Genomic DNA, 15,554 nt, shown 5'->3' with positions numbered 1-15,554 from the left:
ATATATACTATTTATAAGTAATTCTCTTGTAATGGGATTAAGCCTTAACCTTGGATACTCGTTTGAAACCAGTCTTTATTGCTTGTACTATTTCGTTCACAGCATAAATAGATACATCGGCATTTGGATTTAACCCTTCAAACCAGTGATAGGCATTTGGATATAAATGAAACTCCACATCAACACCAGCTTGCGCTAGTTTGCTTACATAGGTTAATGTTTCGCTGCGGAATGGATCTAATTGACCAACAAATGTGTAAGTATACGGTAAGTCACTATAATCCTCAGCTCGAGAAGGTGCTGCATAGGCAGGGATTTGATCCGTTCCATACATTTCTCCTAAATACATTTTCCAGCCAGCTTCATTTGCCTTTTGGTTCCAAACAAATCCTTCTTTAATTTCATTCGCTGAAGGTGTATCATTTCTGTCATCAATCATTGGATATAGTGGCATTTGTAAACAAATTGAAGGATATTTTCGATCTCGTGCTAATAATGATAATGCTGCTGTTAGTCCACCGCCAGCGCTTACTCCTGCAACCCCAATTCGATTCGAATCAATGTTTAATGACTTTGCATTATCAGCAATCCATTTTAAAGCTGAATAACAATCCTCAATTGGTGCTGGGTAAGGGTGTTCAGGTGCTAAGCGGTAGTCTACAGACACGACCACACAGCTAGCTTCTTTTGCAAACCTCATACAAGTATCATCGTTATCATCTATAGACCCTAAGATATAACCTCCACCATGTATCCATAATAAGACAGGTAAAGATTCATGATTTGATTTTGGACGATAAATTCGTAATGGTAACGGATTATCATCAGGCCCAACAATGACTTTATCTATTAAAGAAAGGGAGTCATCAACAACGGTAGGTGGTCTCATTTGAGCTATTCCTTCTCTGATTGATTGCAAATTTTCTGGGCGTAAATCGAGATCCGGAAACATCTCTAACCCTTGTAATAATTCTGGATTTACTCTAGTTTTCATTTTAGCACCTCTATTTGTAATTGTTTTCAAATAAATGAAGTGTATTCTAAGTAGTTTAATTGTGAAAGAACACCACAATTAAATTGTAAATTGGATATGTTATAACAGTCAACAGAATATTCGGAAATTAAAACCTTTCTCAAGAAGGAGTTTCATGCAATAAATAATACAAGTAGTGGATTTAAGAGCAAAGAGGTTTAATGTCGTTGTAATTATGTACATTAGAAAAATTTCTTTTCTAGACTCATGAAGAATTATGAAAAGCAAAATTTTATAGATAGTTATCTTAAAAATAAACAAAGAGAGAAGAACTAACCAATGTTCTTCTCTCTTTTTCATATGTAATTAGGGTATCCATAACTGTAAATACGGATGGTATAGATTAATGGATAAATAATTTATTTTATTTCATTTTCAATATTGTAAGGCTTGGGGCTAAGATTTACAAAGGTGACTAGTAAAAAATATAACAATATAAGTATAAGATTTTGTACTTAGTAATCTCGCGTTTTAAGGCATGGCGTTGAATAAGTGCGGGGAGTTCAATCGATTTTGAATAAAATTGATAGTATCAGTTGCAATTTTTTTACGTTTAAGAACGATCCCGGCATGCCCACATGTATAAATATATCGTGTAGGTCTTTCCCAAGATTCCCACAAGTAGTCTGTATCCTCAGAATGCACATATAGATCGTGCTTACCTGAAATTAATAAAATATTTTCTTTTTTTACTTTTGGTAATGCTTGACTCGGTTCAGTGATTTTCCAATAGTTTATTAAATCATCATACGTAACACCATGATGTTCCAAGTCTTCTCTAATAAATTTACCCGGAGTTGTATTCCAAATAGAATAAGAAAGTCGATTTGCATAGAAAATGGATGCTAACACATCAATTTCTTCTTCAACAAGAGAGGTTAAGTTAGTAATAAATCCGCCTAAACTAATTCCTATTAGAATCAGGGGCCCATTTTTATTTGTTTTAATCCATTTAATCAAAGCTCGTAAATCAGCTACCGCTTGTTTAGTTGCTTGTACTGTTCGTTCAATATTTGCACTTACCATATACTCTCCACTGAATAAGGATTGATCGGGTTTTCTTTCAAAATGATAGGGTAGAGTGAAATAATACATATTCCACTTCAGGCTGGTCATATGATCGTGGAATATGTTTTTCACACGTTCGTTAGAATCCATTCTCCAACCGTGAACAAAGATAACATGAGGTGCATCTTCATTTTTATGTAAGAATAATTCCCCAGTTACAGAGTCGTTGCGTGAATCACCTGATTGAACCGAGCTTTTATAGTTGAATTGCCCAATCATGTATTCATTTTCCTGCTTTGAATGCTTAATGCCAAAAGGAATATGTGATGGTTTTACTTTATAAAAAGATTCTATGTTCTTTATATTTAATGAAGTGTTAGAAAGGGAAGTAAACTGAAACGCAACACTTCTTTTTTTGTGTAAATCATATAAGGCGTACCGATCAATGAGTTTTGAAAAAATCAAATTAACCTCCTCCAAAATACATATTGTTTAAAACATAGACAAAATATATGTTTTAAATTAATTGGAAAATATTCTCTTTCCCTAATAGTAGATGCTTGAATTATAAACACAGGTGATAAATTTGTATATTATATTATAAAACTTACAATAAATAATTTATACTAAAATTTAAGTAGCAAGTTAATATTCTTATCTATATAAAAGAATGTTAACTTGATTCTTTTCTTATTAAAAGGCTGTAATTCCTATAGAGATATTCACAGATAGGTTCTCTATATTTATTGTATAGAAATTATACAATGAATATATTTTTTATGTTACATACATTAAATCAAGCTAAACCCTCTTTCTTAAATTGACTAACTCCTTACCAATATTCAACAACGACTGCGTTTTTGAATTTGTGTTCTAGCTTTTCTTGAACAGGTAAAATTTGATTTATCATAAAATCAAGCCATAATCAAAATGGTCTCCCTGTACTGAATGTTAAAATAGTTTGTTGTTCCCGTTTTATTATATTTGGTTACTTATATCATGGGATAATTACACATAAAAAACGGGACATTACCTAGATGTATGACCTAAATATCGTCCCGTTTACCTACTCTGTATAGTTATTGCACAATTAAACCTACAATCATAATTAAACTAAATACTATCATCCAACCAAACGCACAATAGCCAAAAATTCTAATCCATTTAGGTAATTGATGCATGTTAATTTTATTTGTGGGAACTCCTTGCATAGAAAATATCATTTTTTGATCTCTATCTCTATTATTTTGTTGTTCATACATAATATCATCACCTTTCCAGAACTATTGTGTTTATAGTATATCAGCCTAAAGAAAATTATGTACAGAATAAGAGGGGATAGCAAAAATATCATGTGGTTAATTTTGTGAATAAAGACATTTAATTGCCATGGTTTTAAGCGCTAATCCGTTATAAATACTGAAAAAGAGCCCTACATAAATAGGACTCTTTTTCTTCAAATATTAAGTTGCTGGATATAAATCAGAACCAAGGTAACGTTCTTTTATAATTTGAAGATGATGAAGCTCATGACCAGCAATGATGTATGCTAATGCACGAACTGTAACTTCAGAATTATTCGCATATCCTCTTTGTGACCAAGCTTCTTTATCTAAGCTTCTAAGTAAATGCAGGGTAGATTGGCGAACAACTATTAAATTCTTAAGAAGATCTTGCATAGATTGCTTATCAAAAGTAGCTCTAAGAACATACATATCATCATTATAGCCTGGAAGTTCTGCTGTCTCGCCTCGAGCGATAGATAGCAATCGATACGCCATAATCCGTTCTGTATCTGCAATATGGCCGATTACTTCTTTTATACTCCATTTAGTAGGAGCATATCGGAAAAGTCCCTCACTATCAGAAATCTCTTTTAATAAAAGATTTGTTTCCTCTATTTGTTGTTCTAAAATTTTTATGATATTTCCGTCTGATACTAAGTTAACATACGTTGCATAATAGGAGTTATATTCACTTGCCTTTGGTCTAATTAGCATACGAATCATCCTTTATATTTAATCTTTAAGTACAGCTTATCACAAAAGAGTTTCAAATTAACCTGAAAGTTCGGAATTAAAAAAATCATCTACTATAGTCGAAATCATGTACTTTCACATCATTTAACAAACAGAAAAAGGGTTTTTGATTTAATTCTTAGAATATCGTTCTATTAGAAGTTCTTTGAGATGAATTGTTTTTTTTGATTACTTTTGATGATAACTAGGAAATATAGGAAGGTTGTGAATTTATTTGATGGGTTATAAAGCTATGCTGTTTGATTTAGATGATACGTTACTTGATAGGGATAAAGCAGTAGAGGCATTATTTTTAATTGTTTTAGAAAAGTGTTATGAAAATGTAGATGGTGCGGTTAAAAGCAACATGTTACAGAAATTCAAAGAATACGATAAAAGAGAATATGGCATAAGTAATAAAACGACAGTTTTAGAATCATTGTTTGATGAATTCACGCCAAGGTATAGATTGCCACGCAATTACATCCAAGATTTTTGGAATAATAATTTCCCTAGATGTTTTTCAATAGACCAAAATACTATTCATTTCTTAAATCAAATAAAGAAGCACTGTAAAGTTGGAATTATAACAAATGGCTCAACTCAGAGGCAAAAAGCTAAAATATTTAACACGAATTTAAATAAGTATTTTGAAACAATCATTATTTCTGAAGAAGTGGGATTTAGTAAACCGGATAAACGTATATTCAAACTAGCATTAAATAAGCTAAATTTACAGCCGGAAAATACTTTATTTGTTGGGGATGACTTAGAAAGGGATATTGCTGGTCCTCAAAATGCAAATATAAAAGGTGTGTGGTTTAACCCTCAGAAAATCAAGAATACTACCAAAATACAACCATATGCCGAGATTAACACTTTGGATAGTTTGTTAAGTTATGTTACTCCACAATATTTTTATAACAAGTAAAGGCAATTCCATATATATATTCAAAAATATAAAAAAAGAGAAACGATCATTAATTTCATTGACCGTATTAGTAATAAAAAATATATACTTACAATAAAAAATAGAGACGATTTTAATAGCTGTGGCTAATTTAATCTATGATTAATACGAAGTTTTGTAAAACAATTTTACTCATACTGTGTAAATTATAAAGGGGTGGACTATGGAAATAAAGAAAGCAGTAATCGATGGAATCAATATTGCGGTCATTAGGAACGATAAGGTATTAATATCGGATGTTCAGTCTGCATTAGATACTATGGCAACAGTTCAATATGAGGTAGATGCGAAACATATTATTATCCATAAATCTTTAATAAGTGAAGATTTCTTTGACCTAAAAACACGGCTTGCGGGCGATATCCTTCAAAAGTTTATAAACTACAAGGTAAAGATTGCTATTGTTGGAGATTTCTCTATGTATACTAGTAAAAGCTTAAAAGATTTTATTTATGAATGTAATAAAGGGAATGACATTTTTTACTTAGCAACTGAACAACAAGCAATTGAAAAACTAAGTACATTAAAGTAATAATTATATCCTGCTAAATTCCCCCATTTCACTTAGTTCATAATTATATACGATATAGAAGAACTGATGTTTGTGGTAAACTAAGAGATGAATAAAGGGGGAGTTTTTTTGAACAATTTTAATAATATAATCCAAAATTTAAATAATATAGTTTACAAACCTAACAACTTAATGATTACGAATCTAAAAGAAGAAAAGCAAAACGCAGAATATGCCGGATGTTTATTCCACTTAAATAACAAAACCATTCGTTTTAGAAAATCAAAAGTTACACCTAATAAAATTGGTCAATTTGTTTCTTTTTGGGAGAAAGATGAAAATATGCGAAATAGAGCTTTCTCTTATGAAGCTGCTCCTGATTTATTAGTAATCACTTGTATTGCTGATAATAAACTAGGGCAATTTATTTTTCCTAAAGAGATTCTTCTTAAAGAAAAAATATTGAGAACACAAAGTCAAACAGGGAAAATGGCAATGAGGATTTATCCTGTTTGGGATACCACTGTTAGTAATCAAGCTAAAAAGAGCCAAACGTGGCAACTTCAATATTTTGTTGATTTAAGTGATAGTAATAATTTGCCTATAGATAAACTATTAAATTTATATTCGTAGCTTTTGATTTGCCCCAAAAAGAAGTAATTACAGAAAAGACATTTGTAATGACGCCTTCTATTAATTTACCTCGTGAATCGTAATTTTTGTACCGGTACAGTTAAATGAAATGTACATTGTTACAGTACCCCTTAAAATTTACAATCAGCATATATTATTTAAACTTATAAATTTTTAAGGGGTGCTAAATATGACAAGTTTACAAGATCAGCTTTTCACAAGATTAAATCTTAAAAAACGTAATGATGTAACGTTTGAAGAATTACCTACCATACTCTTTTCGTTTGCGCATACTATACCATTTGAGAATTTAGATGTTATAGCACGAAATACGAATCAAATCTCTCTGGAAAACTTACGAGAGAAAATTTTAACTAGTTCCCGTGGTGGACTTTGCTACGAATTAAACACTCTTTTTTACTATTTTTTAAGAGACTGTGGTTATGATGTACAACTGGCATTAGGTACGGTTTATAAAAACGATATAAATGCATGGGCACTTGAGGATGGCCATATAACAATTATTTTAACTTATAATAATGTACAGTATTTAATTGATGTAGGTATAGCTTCGTTAGTACCTCTTGTTCCTGTACCTTTTACTGGTGAATCTGTTTCTTCAAAAAATGGTTCGTACCGGGTGAGACAAAAAGATACGAGTAGAGGAAATTATGTTTTAGAAAGAAAAGATGCTGCTGGAGAATGGAAAGTTTGTCATGCTTTTTATAAACATAATATTGATGAGATAGTAGTAAATGATGTTCAAAGAAGAGTGATAGAAGATGAGAAGTCTATTTTTAATAAAGGACCAATTGCAGTAAAGTTGACGAACTCTGGCCATATTTCATTAACGAATACAAGTTTAACCGAAATTATTCATGGGGAAAAAACTAAGCGTGAAATTACAGAAGATCAATATAAAGAGTTTTTATATACTTTATTTGCTATTAAGTTATGAATAATAAAGATAGCCGGTTCTTATTCAGAAGCGGCTATCTTTATTATTTTTGGTGTAAATGGTTTTCTTCTAATATGTTTCGGAAACTGCGGTATAGTTAATGTTTTTAATGTTTCCTCAGCTTCTTCATATGTATGAAAAATTGGTTCTTTTCCATCATCCCCTTATAAAACTAGCCCTTCATCTCGGATTACATATGGCATAAAACCACCCCATCTAGTAAAGAATTATGTTCTTTTGCAGCAGAATAATACGATTTAAAGTTTGATTTTCTTAATACATATAATACACTAGAACAGTACGAAAAAGTATGTACAATGAATTTTGAATGTAAAGGAAGATTATTATGTCAGTTATTGATAAATTGAAACTTAATAAGTATACAAATATGGTCGTTATTAACGAACCAAGTGATTATGACATTTTTACAGGTAAAGAAACTGCATTCTCAAAAGAACACGATGCTATCTTTATATTTGTAGAAACGCTTGATGAAATGGTGAAACAAACGAATTTTATTATTAGTAATGAAGAATTACTAATTGAAAAAGGTTACGTATTCTTCGCATATCCGAAAAAAGGTAATGCGCGTTATAGTACGTTTATTCACCGTGATGAAATGTTTCCGGCATTAAACGTTGGAGAAGATGGTTATGTGGGAGAAAGCGATATTAAATTTGCACGAATGGTAAGTATGGATGAAGTCTTTACTGTTGTTGGTTTAAAACGTGAAAAGAAAAAAACAACAAAAACATCTGCTATGAGTCAATGTGTTGCCGATTATGCAGATCGAATTAAAGATGTTGAAGCATTATTAGCTAATCATCCGAATGAACTTAAGTTTTATCAAAGTTTAACGCCTGGATACCAAAAAGATTGGGCACGTAATCTTTTTTCTGTGAAACAAGAAAAAACACGTGAAAAACGTCTAGAGAAAATGATAGAAATCCTTTCACAAGGCTATAAAACAATTGAATTATTCCGTAAGAAGAAAAAATAATGATTAAGGAAGTCACAATGCTGCAACAATTAATTGTGATAAGTACATTGAAAAAAGCATTCCTTCCATTATACTAAGGAATGTTCTTATATTTATATAATTAGCAAAAGAGAAAAGGTGTTTGAAATGAAATCGTATATTGTAGTTGGATCTGGAATTTTAGGAGCGTCTACTGCTTATCATCTTGCTAAGGCAGGTGCGAATGTTACTATCGTGGATCGCCAACAATTAGGGCAAGCAACTGATGCAGGAGCAGGTATTGTATGTCCATGGCTATCACAGCGTCGTAATAAAGCATGGTATAAAATCGTTAAAGGTGGTGCACGTTACTATTCTTCGTTAATTCAGCAATTAGAAGAAGACGGTGAAACTGACACAGGATATAATCGTGTAGGTGCAATTAGTTTACATACTGACGAGAAAAAGTTAGATCAAATGGAAGAGCGAGCTTATAAACGACGTGAAGATGCCCCGGAGATTGGTGAAATAACTCGCCTATCAGCTGAAGAAACAAAAAAATTATTCCCAGCATTATCAGACGAATATAGTTCTGTTCATATTAGTGGTGCTGCACGAGTAAATGGAAGATTATTACGCAATGCATTAATAAGTGCTGCGAAAAAACATGGTGCAACTTTCATAAAAGGCGATGCTATATTAGTCCGTGAAGGAAATCATATTACGGGAGTTACAGTAAACGATGAAACAATTTTAGCGGAAAAGGTTATTGTAACTGCAGGCGCATGGGCGAATGAAATCTTGAAACCATTAGGAATTAATTTCTTAGTTACATTCCAAAAAGGACAAATTGTTCATCTGCAAATCGAGAATACAGCAACAGAAAATATGCCAGTTGTTATGCCACCGAACGATCAATATATTTTAACGTTTGACAATGGGCATGTCGTAATTGGTGCAACACATGAGAATGATACTGGTTTCGATCATCGTGTAACAGCAGGTGGTTTACATGAAGTATTTCATAAGGCATTAACAGTTGCGCCTGGCTTAGAAAATGCTACAATGCTTGAAACGAGAGTTGGATTCAGACCATTTACACCAGGATTCTTACCTGTTATCGGACCGCTACCTAACTTTGAAGGAATTCTCGTTGCGAATGGATTAGGAGCTTCGGGTTTAACAGCTGGTCCATATCTAGGAGCGGAACTTGCTAAACTAGCGCTCGGACAAACGATTGAATTAGATTTAAATGATTATGATGTTGCTGGCGCAATTGAATAATATAGGGTACTGCTAACATTTAGGAAAAACCATGCTAAACAAATTCGACAAGAAATAATCAGTTTTTCCTCTGTTAAAAGTAAGCCTGTTTATGAAAAATAAAATTATTTAAAAATAGAGGGCCGACATTATAAACCTGCATTAATAATGTAGAATTGTGATGGCGGCTCTTTATTCATATTGATTTAAAACTTATTTTCGAGAGGAGGTTAAGTAATGAGAGCGCCATATCAAGTATTGATATTTCCTTATATAAAAACTGCCGATTCTATTCAATATGCCATTTTTAACCGAAGTGATTATGGTTATTGGCAAGGAATAGCTGGTGGCGGAGAAGACGGTGAGATTCCTATTGAATCAGCAAAACGGGAAGCGTTTGAAGAGGCTCGTATTACAAGAGAATGTCCATATATACAATTAGATTCTGTGTCTTCACTACCAGTAGAGGATGTAGTTGGAGGATTCCGTTGGGGAGAAGAGGTTTATGTAATAAAAGAATTTTCTTTTGGAGTTAAAGTCCCTACAAAAAACATATCATTATCTAAAGAACACTTCAATTATAAATGGTTATGCTTTGAGGAAGCAGTAACGCTTTTGAAATGGGATAGCAACAAAACAGCATTGTGGGAATTAAACAAAAGACTATTAAAACAATGAAATTGTTAGCTAACAAAAATAGTAGTGGAACAAGAATTGAGTCATTAACAACCCCTTGCTACACTTCTAAACAATGTTTTAGATTATAAAATAGTGTAATATAGATTTGGCATGTTATGCTAAAATTCGCTTAGTGTATATTTTCGTTAAAATGTGGGTGGGCCCCCTTTTAGCAAAACCGGAGTGGGAATGATGAGTATAAATAGTTTTGTGGGATTGATAAAGAACGAATTATTAAAAGAGGTAAGAATAAGAAGTGAGGGTGAATTCGAGCCTGTAGTAGTTAAAGATATTCCTAGACTTTGGAAGTGTTTAGGAACAGGTAATTATGCCGCAGTATTCATGCACAGAGAATACAAAGATTGGGTAGTGAAAGTTTACGTGCGAGAAGGAGAAGGAATTGAAAAAGAGTCAGAAGTATACCGAAGAATTGGAGATCATCCTTCTTATTCAAAGCTTATATATAAAGGAGAAAATTTCATAGTATTGAAACGTTTAAAAGAAATTACCTTATACGATGCTGTTCATAAAGGGATTAAAATTCCTAAGCAGGTGATCCTTGATATCAATAAAGCTTTAGAGTATGCGAGGGAACAAGGATTAACTCCTTGTGATGTTCACGGGAAAAATGTGATGATGGAAAAAGGAAGGGGATATGTAGTCGATGTATCTGATTTCTTAAAAACAAAAGAAGATAGTAAGTGGAGGGACCTAGAAAAGGCATATTTCACTTTTTATTTTCCTTTCATTTATAAATTGCCTTTCACTGTTAAAATACCGTATTTTATGTTAAACATTGTTAGACGTTCGTACAGAAAATATAAAAAGCTTAAAAAGAAATTCAAATTGTAAAAGGACCACAAACTTATCTTTAAGTTAGATAAGTGAATCAATAGTAAAATTAGTACCGTATATTTCAGATATGTCTAATATGTACGGTACTAATTTTATAACTTCATGAAGTAATCAGAAAGTACTAGATTGCTGCTGGTTAACTAGACTAGCGTAATCACTTATCATTATTGGCTACTTTCAGTTTCACATTCATTATTTTATCTTCCATACCCTTATCCCGAGTATTGGTATAAGCGACATAACTGTATTCTATTTTGCTCATTTTTAGCTCCGTGTTATGTTTAGTCTGCTCCTCTCTCTTTGACGAACATCCATAATCCAATTGCAAAGAAAAACAAAATATAGGTGATATCTATCGCTAACGACATAAGTAAGCCAACTAATTCCGATTTATATTGTGACGTGCTCCAATAGACACTTAAATCATCATGATGAATGAATAGAATGTGTGTCCATGATGTAGATAAGAGACTACCTCCAAATATCATTTGTAAAAAGTATAGCACTAAGCTACTGCCTACTGCGATAGCAGCTGATCTCGTCCACACGCCAATCAAGGATGCTAGACTTGCATATAGGCAACATTGCAATGCGATTGCTCCAATAGAATATATAACATCCGTCATGTCGCCCCATTGTATGTTTTGGGGAGCCATCAGAAGATTCGCTAACAAAGAAACAATGCATATATTAACAATACCCGTAATGATGAGCAAAATCATCGCAGCAATTTTTGCAACATACAACCGTGAGCGCGAGGACGTATGCAGGAACAGTTGTTTCAAAGTTCCATATTGATACTCATCCGTCCAAATAAGAGGTGACAAAACAATCGCCCAAGGTAGAATAACAAGCATTCCCGATAGGCCAAGCAAAGCATTTACTATTTGAGCCACCGTATCATCAGCCTTGAGATCACTGGTGTATGCCCAAGATAACAGTACCGTCATCACAATAAAACCAATGTGTGAAAGAATAAAGATTCTTTTATTCACTATCTTCAAACATTCATTCCATAACAACTTAACTCACCTCACCACGCGCAGTTGTCCATTTTAAAAACTTATCCTCTAAACTCGTATGTGTCGACAACACCCGATGAACTTCCACCCCGGCAGCACACAATGCTCGAATCAACATTGGAACCTGCCCTTCATCAATAGCTACTGTTATAGTATGCACACCGTTAGATAATTTCTCTGTCTGCATATAATCCAATGCATGATGATCATCCCCAAACAAGTTAACCAAAACTTCGCTTGTAAGCTCAACATTATCAATGTGAAGAGTGATACAGAATTTCCCATCATTTAAGCCATCATCAATCCTTTGCTCTGTCACTAAGCAGCCATTCTGCATAATAACCACTCGACGTGCCATCTGCTCAATCTCAGACAGTTGATGACTGGAAATCACAATTGCTACGCCCAAATCTGTCGCAATTCTATTTAAATAGTTCCGGGTTTCACGGACACCAGCAGGATCAAGTGCATTCATCGGCTCATATCTAACACAAGCAACTTTGGCTTTCGCAGTAGTGCTTGTGCAATTCCCAAGCGTTGTTTCATTCCCATGGAGTACGTGCCTACTCGCTGATCAAGCGCATGTTCTATGCCGGTTAGACTGGCTACCTCCAGCAACCAGTCCTTACTTGCATTTTTGTGCAAACGCTGATATTGACGTAAATTTTCATACCCACTCAAATAAGGATAGAATGCAGGTGCTTCAATCACAGCCCCTACATTGAGGATTGCTTTAGAAAACTGACTTTTAATACTGTAACCTGCAATTTGCACGTCCCCGGCACTTATTGTGCTTAGACCAACTATCATCTTCATCGTGGTTGTCTTGCCTGCTCCGTTCGCACCAAGTAGTCCAATAATTTCTCCCGCTACCATATCGAACGATATGTCTTGTACAATCAACTTGCCCTTGATTTCTTTCGTTAGGTGTTGCACCGATAGTACTGTTTTCAATAGTCCCACTCCTTACAATATAAGTACAATCCCATTTCATGAATTCATTAAGAACAGCCTGTAAAGAAAAATCAGATTTGTCGCAACCGCACCTTTTGATTGATAAAATTTCGTTAATCCTTTTACTTCATTAACACTCATTTTCATATCATCTTATTTGTTTTCTTCTTATCCTTACTATAGAAAAAAATGGCGAATGAAACGAGTGATTTCCCTTACAAAATAGTTCGTTATCTTACAGTTTTGTCATTTTTCACATCATTTTGTGATACCTGGGATACTATCCACATCGTCATCAACTTAAGAAATTGATTCTTCCCCAAAACGGAAAAACGAGCCGAATTCTCATAAATAATTGTGAAAAGGTAAAGTTCTCGTTAAGGGGGTGTCTTAAAATCTTAGCTTGCTGGGCATATGGTGCTACCTCAAAATATAAAAAGATTAGGAGTGAATCCTAATCTTTTTATTTATACATATTTTTGTTAGTTATATCACTATCAATTCCAAAACGGGATATTTTGAATAAATGAAACCGTTAAAATAAGTGTTGATACGGAACCAGCAGTTACTAAAGTTACTATTTTTCGTCCATTCTGTTCTTTTGAAGGTTTTATAAGTTCTGTAATTAACACAATCCATATTATGATAGATACTATTGAAATAATATTTATAGACATATGTAACACATCCCTTCGTGTTTTTACATAAATATTTCTGCTTTTATAAAATAAAAGCAATTTAACAAGAAAATATGTAACGCATTAAAAATCAATATTTCCCTGTTAAACCACCTTTTTTAAATAGAAATACGACTGATAAAACGATAACAACAGCCTTCAAACTGCCCCAATATGGATAAATAGCATGATCTGTTAGACTAGCATATTGAAAAATATTCTCTAAACCGAAAATTCCTATCATGACTGCTAAAATGAATGAAGCTGATCCATACGTCCCGTTATGATAGAGGGTAAATAAATAGACTGCGAAAATTAGTGGTAAGATGATTTGTAGTACGATTATCATAGTTCGTCCCCCATATTATTTATAATTATATTATATACAAAATTGTAATAAAAAGGAATACGACTTATTTGATACTAACAGAACTACTCTAATCATATTCTTCTATAAAAAGAAGAAAAAGGGGTGTACAGTTAATTGACAAAAGTTAAAGTTAGTTTACGACCCATTGTTCAAAACGTAAATTTACCAACCGTATTGAAAACAACGATACTTCCAGGTGAATCGATCGAAAGACTATTTATCGCAACCCAATTAGGAGAGATTTTTTACATAGGGGACGGAGTTATAAAGACATTTTTAGATATTCGTCACCTAATTATTAAATTAGGTACATTTGAAGAAGGTGTTTCTAGTAGCGGTTATGATGAACGCGGATTGCTTGGACTTGCGTTCCATCCACAATTTTATCAAAATGGGTTATTTTATCTTCATTATTCAGTAGCTGGAACTCAAGGGCCAGTGCATTTTCTGAGCAATTTAAACCGAATCCTTGTGACCCTAAAACGCTAAATTTAAAGTGGGTTAATAGAAATACGCAATATGATCACATTGATACAGTAGAAGAATGGACTTTACAATCTAATGGTCAAGCTCAAAAGCGACGAACATTACTGAATGTAAGAAGACCATTTTTTAATCATAACGGAGTCAATAGTTTAAACTTTTCACCTGAGACTGGAAAACTTGTTTTTACAAATGGAGATGGCGGATCAGGTTATGATCCATTTAATTTAAGCCAAGATGATTTAGAAATAGCAGGTAAAATAATTGAAATCGATGTAAGTAAAAATACATTTATAAATAACCCTCCTGTAGTTACACGCTTTAATGAACTCCCTTTATCTATACAAGAAACACTTACAGTAATTGCAAAAGGAGTACGTAATATAACCGGCATTTCATTTCAAAGGTTTTATAATCAATATATCAAATACGCCGGAAATGTCGGACAAGATATTGTAGAGTCTATTTTTTCATTTATTCAATATAAACCTATACCGGTTACAGAACTTGTTCAAATGCATTTTATGAGGTTAACTCCCAATCAAGATGGGGTTATCAATTTTGGGTGGCGAGGATGGGAAGGGGATTTACCTACTTCTTTTATACGGCATTGTTCTGAGAATCAGACTTTGGATGAGAGAACAATGGTTTATTATGATGAAACAATACAAACTTCAGTGAAGCGTATTCTGCCTCTACTTAGTTATTTTCATAAAGATTCTAGAACAGATAAGTTTGGAGGAACTTCCCTTACAGGAGTTCAGCCATATATGGGAAATGCAATTCCAAATTTAACAGGTAGCGTAGTGTTTACTGACCTTGCTAAGAAAGAAGATTCTCGACCGCCAGTTAAAGGTGTTTTAGCCTTTACTAGAGCAGGTACAGACGGTAAACATGCTGACTTTCATGCTATTGAAACCAATTATGATTTTGGTACGCAAGCAGCTTATTATATGAGTTTAGGAACAAATTTGAATCAAACTAAATTATATTTAGGAGTTTACGGTTCTATGAAAGTAACTGATTTTAATAAAGGTACCATTTTTGAAATTATCCCTTAATACGATACAAATTATCAGTCTAACAATATAATATAAGGAATTAATTCTGTTCCCAAAACGCACGACTTAACTTATCCCCCTAAAAATCTTCAATGTATGAGC

At 33.1% G+C, this 15,554-nt stretch carries 15 protein-coding genes and 3 pseudogenes; 9 read left to right on the top strand and 9 right to left on the bottom strand.

Going from position 1 to position 15,554, the window contains the following annotated elements; all coding sequences use genetic code 11:
- Positions 1 to 37: 37 nt before the first annotated feature.
- From MR136_RS11215 to MR136_RS11200, 4 genes are all read right to left on the bottom strand, one after another.
- Positions 38 to 994: an alpha/beta hydrolase gene (locus tag MR136_RS11215; protein WP_078420805.1), complete on the bottom strand. Its 957-nt coding sequence runs from the start codon at positions 992 to 994 to the stop codon at positions 38 to 40.
- Positions 995 to 1,504: 510 nt separating this feature from the next.
- A complete protein-coding gene (locus MR136_RS11210; protein WP_103622011.1) occupies positions 1,505 to 2,506 on the bottom strand; it encodes an alpha/beta hydrolase in 1,002 nt (333 codons plus the stop codon).
- A gap of 614 nt (positions 2,507 to 3,120) precedes the next feature.
- On the bottom strand, positions 3,121 to 3,303 hold the full coding sequence (locus MR136_RS11205) for a hypothetical protein (RefSeq protein ID WP_000273223.1): 183 nt from the start codon (positions 3,301 to 3,303) through the stop codon (positions 3,121 to 3,123).
- A gap of 201 nt (positions 3,304 to 3,504) precedes the next feature.
- Positions 3,505 to 4,041: a DinB family protein gene (locus MR136_RS11200; protein WP_103622012.1), complete on the bottom strand. Its 537-nt coding sequence runs from the start codon at positions 4,039 to 4,041 to the stop codon at positions 3,505 to 3,507.
- A gap of 256 nt (positions 4,042 to 4,297) precedes the next feature.
- Between MR136_RS11200 and MR136_RS11195 the strand changes: the two genes are divergently transcribed.
- The 4 genes from MR136_RS11195 (at position 4,298) to MR136_RS11180 (ending at position 7,131) form a co-directional block, all read left to right on the top strand.
- Positions 4,298 to 4,990, top strand: coding sequence for an HAD family hydrolase (locus MR136_RS11195; RefSeq protein WP_142391024.1), 693 nt, complete (start codon positions 4,298 to 4,300; stop codon positions 4,988 to 4,990).
- Between the two features lie 202 nt (positions 4,991 to 5,192).
- A complete protein-coding gene (locus MR136_RS11190) occupies positions 5,193 to 5,561 on the top strand; it encodes a DUF4180 domain-containing protein (RefSeq protein ID WP_103622014.1) in 369 nt (122 codons plus the stop codon).
- A 108-nt stretch (positions 5,562 to 5,669) separates the two neighbouring features.
- Positions 5,670 to 6,173 (top strand): MepB family protein, encoded by a 504-nt coding sequence (locus MR136_RS11185; RefSeq protein ID WP_001058863.1) that lies wholly within the window; start codon positions 5,670 to 5,672, stop codon positions 6,171 to 6,173.
- A gap of 190 nt (positions 6,174 to 6,363) precedes the next feature.
- A complete protein-coding gene (locus MR136_RS11180) occupies positions 6,364 to 7,131 on the top strand; it encodes an arylamine N-acetyltransferase family protein (RefSeq protein WP_103622015.1) in 768 nt (255 codons plus the stop codon).
- A 20-nt stretch (positions 7,132 to 7,151) separates the two neighbouring features.
- Here the strand turns inward: MR136_RS11180 and MR136_RS11175 are convergent.
- Positions 7,152 to 7,334 (bottom strand): annotated as a pseudogene (locus MR136_RS11175) (hypothetical protein).
- A gap of 143 nt (positions 7,335 to 7,477) precedes the next feature.
- On the opposite strand from MR136_RS11175, the gene MR136_RS11170 reads away from it, so the two are divergent.
- The 4 genes from MR136_RS11170 to MR136_RS11155 all read left to right on the top strand — a co-directional run bounded on the left by MR136_RS11170 (position 7,478) and on the right by MR136_RS11155 (position 10,882).
- Positions 7,478 to 8,131, top strand: coding sequence for a YdeI/OmpD-associated family protein (locus MR136_RS11170; RefSeq protein ID WP_000110844.1), 654 nt, complete (start codon positions 7,478 to 7,480; stop codon positions 8,129 to 8,131).
- Positions 8,132 to 8,257: 126 nt separating this feature from the next.
- Complete coding sequence (locus MR136_RS11165; RefSeq protein ID WP_000844381.1) at positions 8,258 to 9,373, top strand: NAD(P)/FAD-dependent oxidoreductase; 1,116 nt, start codon at positions 8,258 to 8,260, stop codon at positions 9,371 to 9,373.
- A 216-nt stretch (positions 9,374 to 9,589) separates the two neighbouring features.
- Positions 9,590 to 10,030, top strand: a complete 441-nt coding sequence (locus MR136_RS11160) for an NUDIX hydrolase (protein ID WP_001202589.1) — start codon at positions 9,590 to 9,592, stop codon at positions 10,028 to 10,030.
- A 192-nt stretch (positions 10,031 to 10,222) separates the two neighbouring features.
- Complete coding sequence (locus tag MR136_RS11155) at positions 10,223 to 10,882, top strand: protein kinase family protein (RefSeq protein WP_142391017.1); 660 nt, start codon at positions 10,223 to 10,225, stop codon at positions 10,880 to 10,882.
- Between the two features lie 284 nt (positions 10,883 to 11,166).
- On the opposite strand, the gene MR136_RS11150 is transcribed toward MR136_RS11155, so the two are convergent.
- The 4 genes and pseudogenes from MR136_RS11150 to MR136_RS11135 all read right to left on the bottom strand — a co-directional run bounded on the left by MR136_RS11150 (position 11,167) and on the right by MR136_RS11135 (position 13,887).
- The gene (locus MR136_RS11150) at positions 11,167 to 11,907 is read right to left on the bottom strand and encodes an ABC transporter permease (protein WP_000964516.1); all 741 of its coding nucleotides are present in this window, start codon (positions 11,905 to 11,907) and stop codon (positions 11,167 to 11,169) included.
- Position 11,908: 1 nt separating this feature from the next.
- Positions 11,909 to 12,861, bottom strand: a pseudogene (locus tag MR136_RS11145) (ABC transporter ATP-binding protein).
- Positions 12,862 to 13,358: 497 nt separating this feature from the next.
- Positions 13,359 to 13,538 carry a hypothetical protein gene (locus tag MR136_RS11140; RefSeq protein WP_098582558.1) on the bottom strand — a complete coding sequence of 60 codons (180 nt, stop codon included), beginning with the start codon at positions 13,536 to 13,538 and terminating at the stop codon, positions 13,359 to 13,361.
- Positions 13,539 to 13,629: 91 nt separating this feature from the next.
- On the bottom strand, positions 13,630 to 13,887 hold the full coding sequence (locus tag MR136_RS11135) for a hypothetical protein (RefSeq protein WP_000587696.1): 258 nt from the start codon (positions 13,885 to 13,887) through the stop codon (positions 13,630 to 13,632).
- A 135-nt stretch (positions 13,888 to 14,022) separates the two neighbouring features.
- Between MR136_RS11135 and MR136_RS11130 the strand changes: the two are divergent.
- Positions 14,023 to 15,452 (top strand): annotated as a pseudogene (locus MR136_RS11130) (PQQ-dependent sugar dehydrogenase).
- Positions 15,453 to 15,554: the final 102 nt, after the last annotated feature.

This window comes from Bacillus cereus group sp. BfR-BA-01311, assembly GCF_022664295.1.
Taxonomy (GTDB): domain Bacteria; phylum Bacillota; class Bacilli; order Bacillales; family Bacillaceae_G; genus Bacillus_A; species Bacillus_A cereus.
This window is presented reverse-complemented; position numbering and strand designations above follow the sequence as displayed.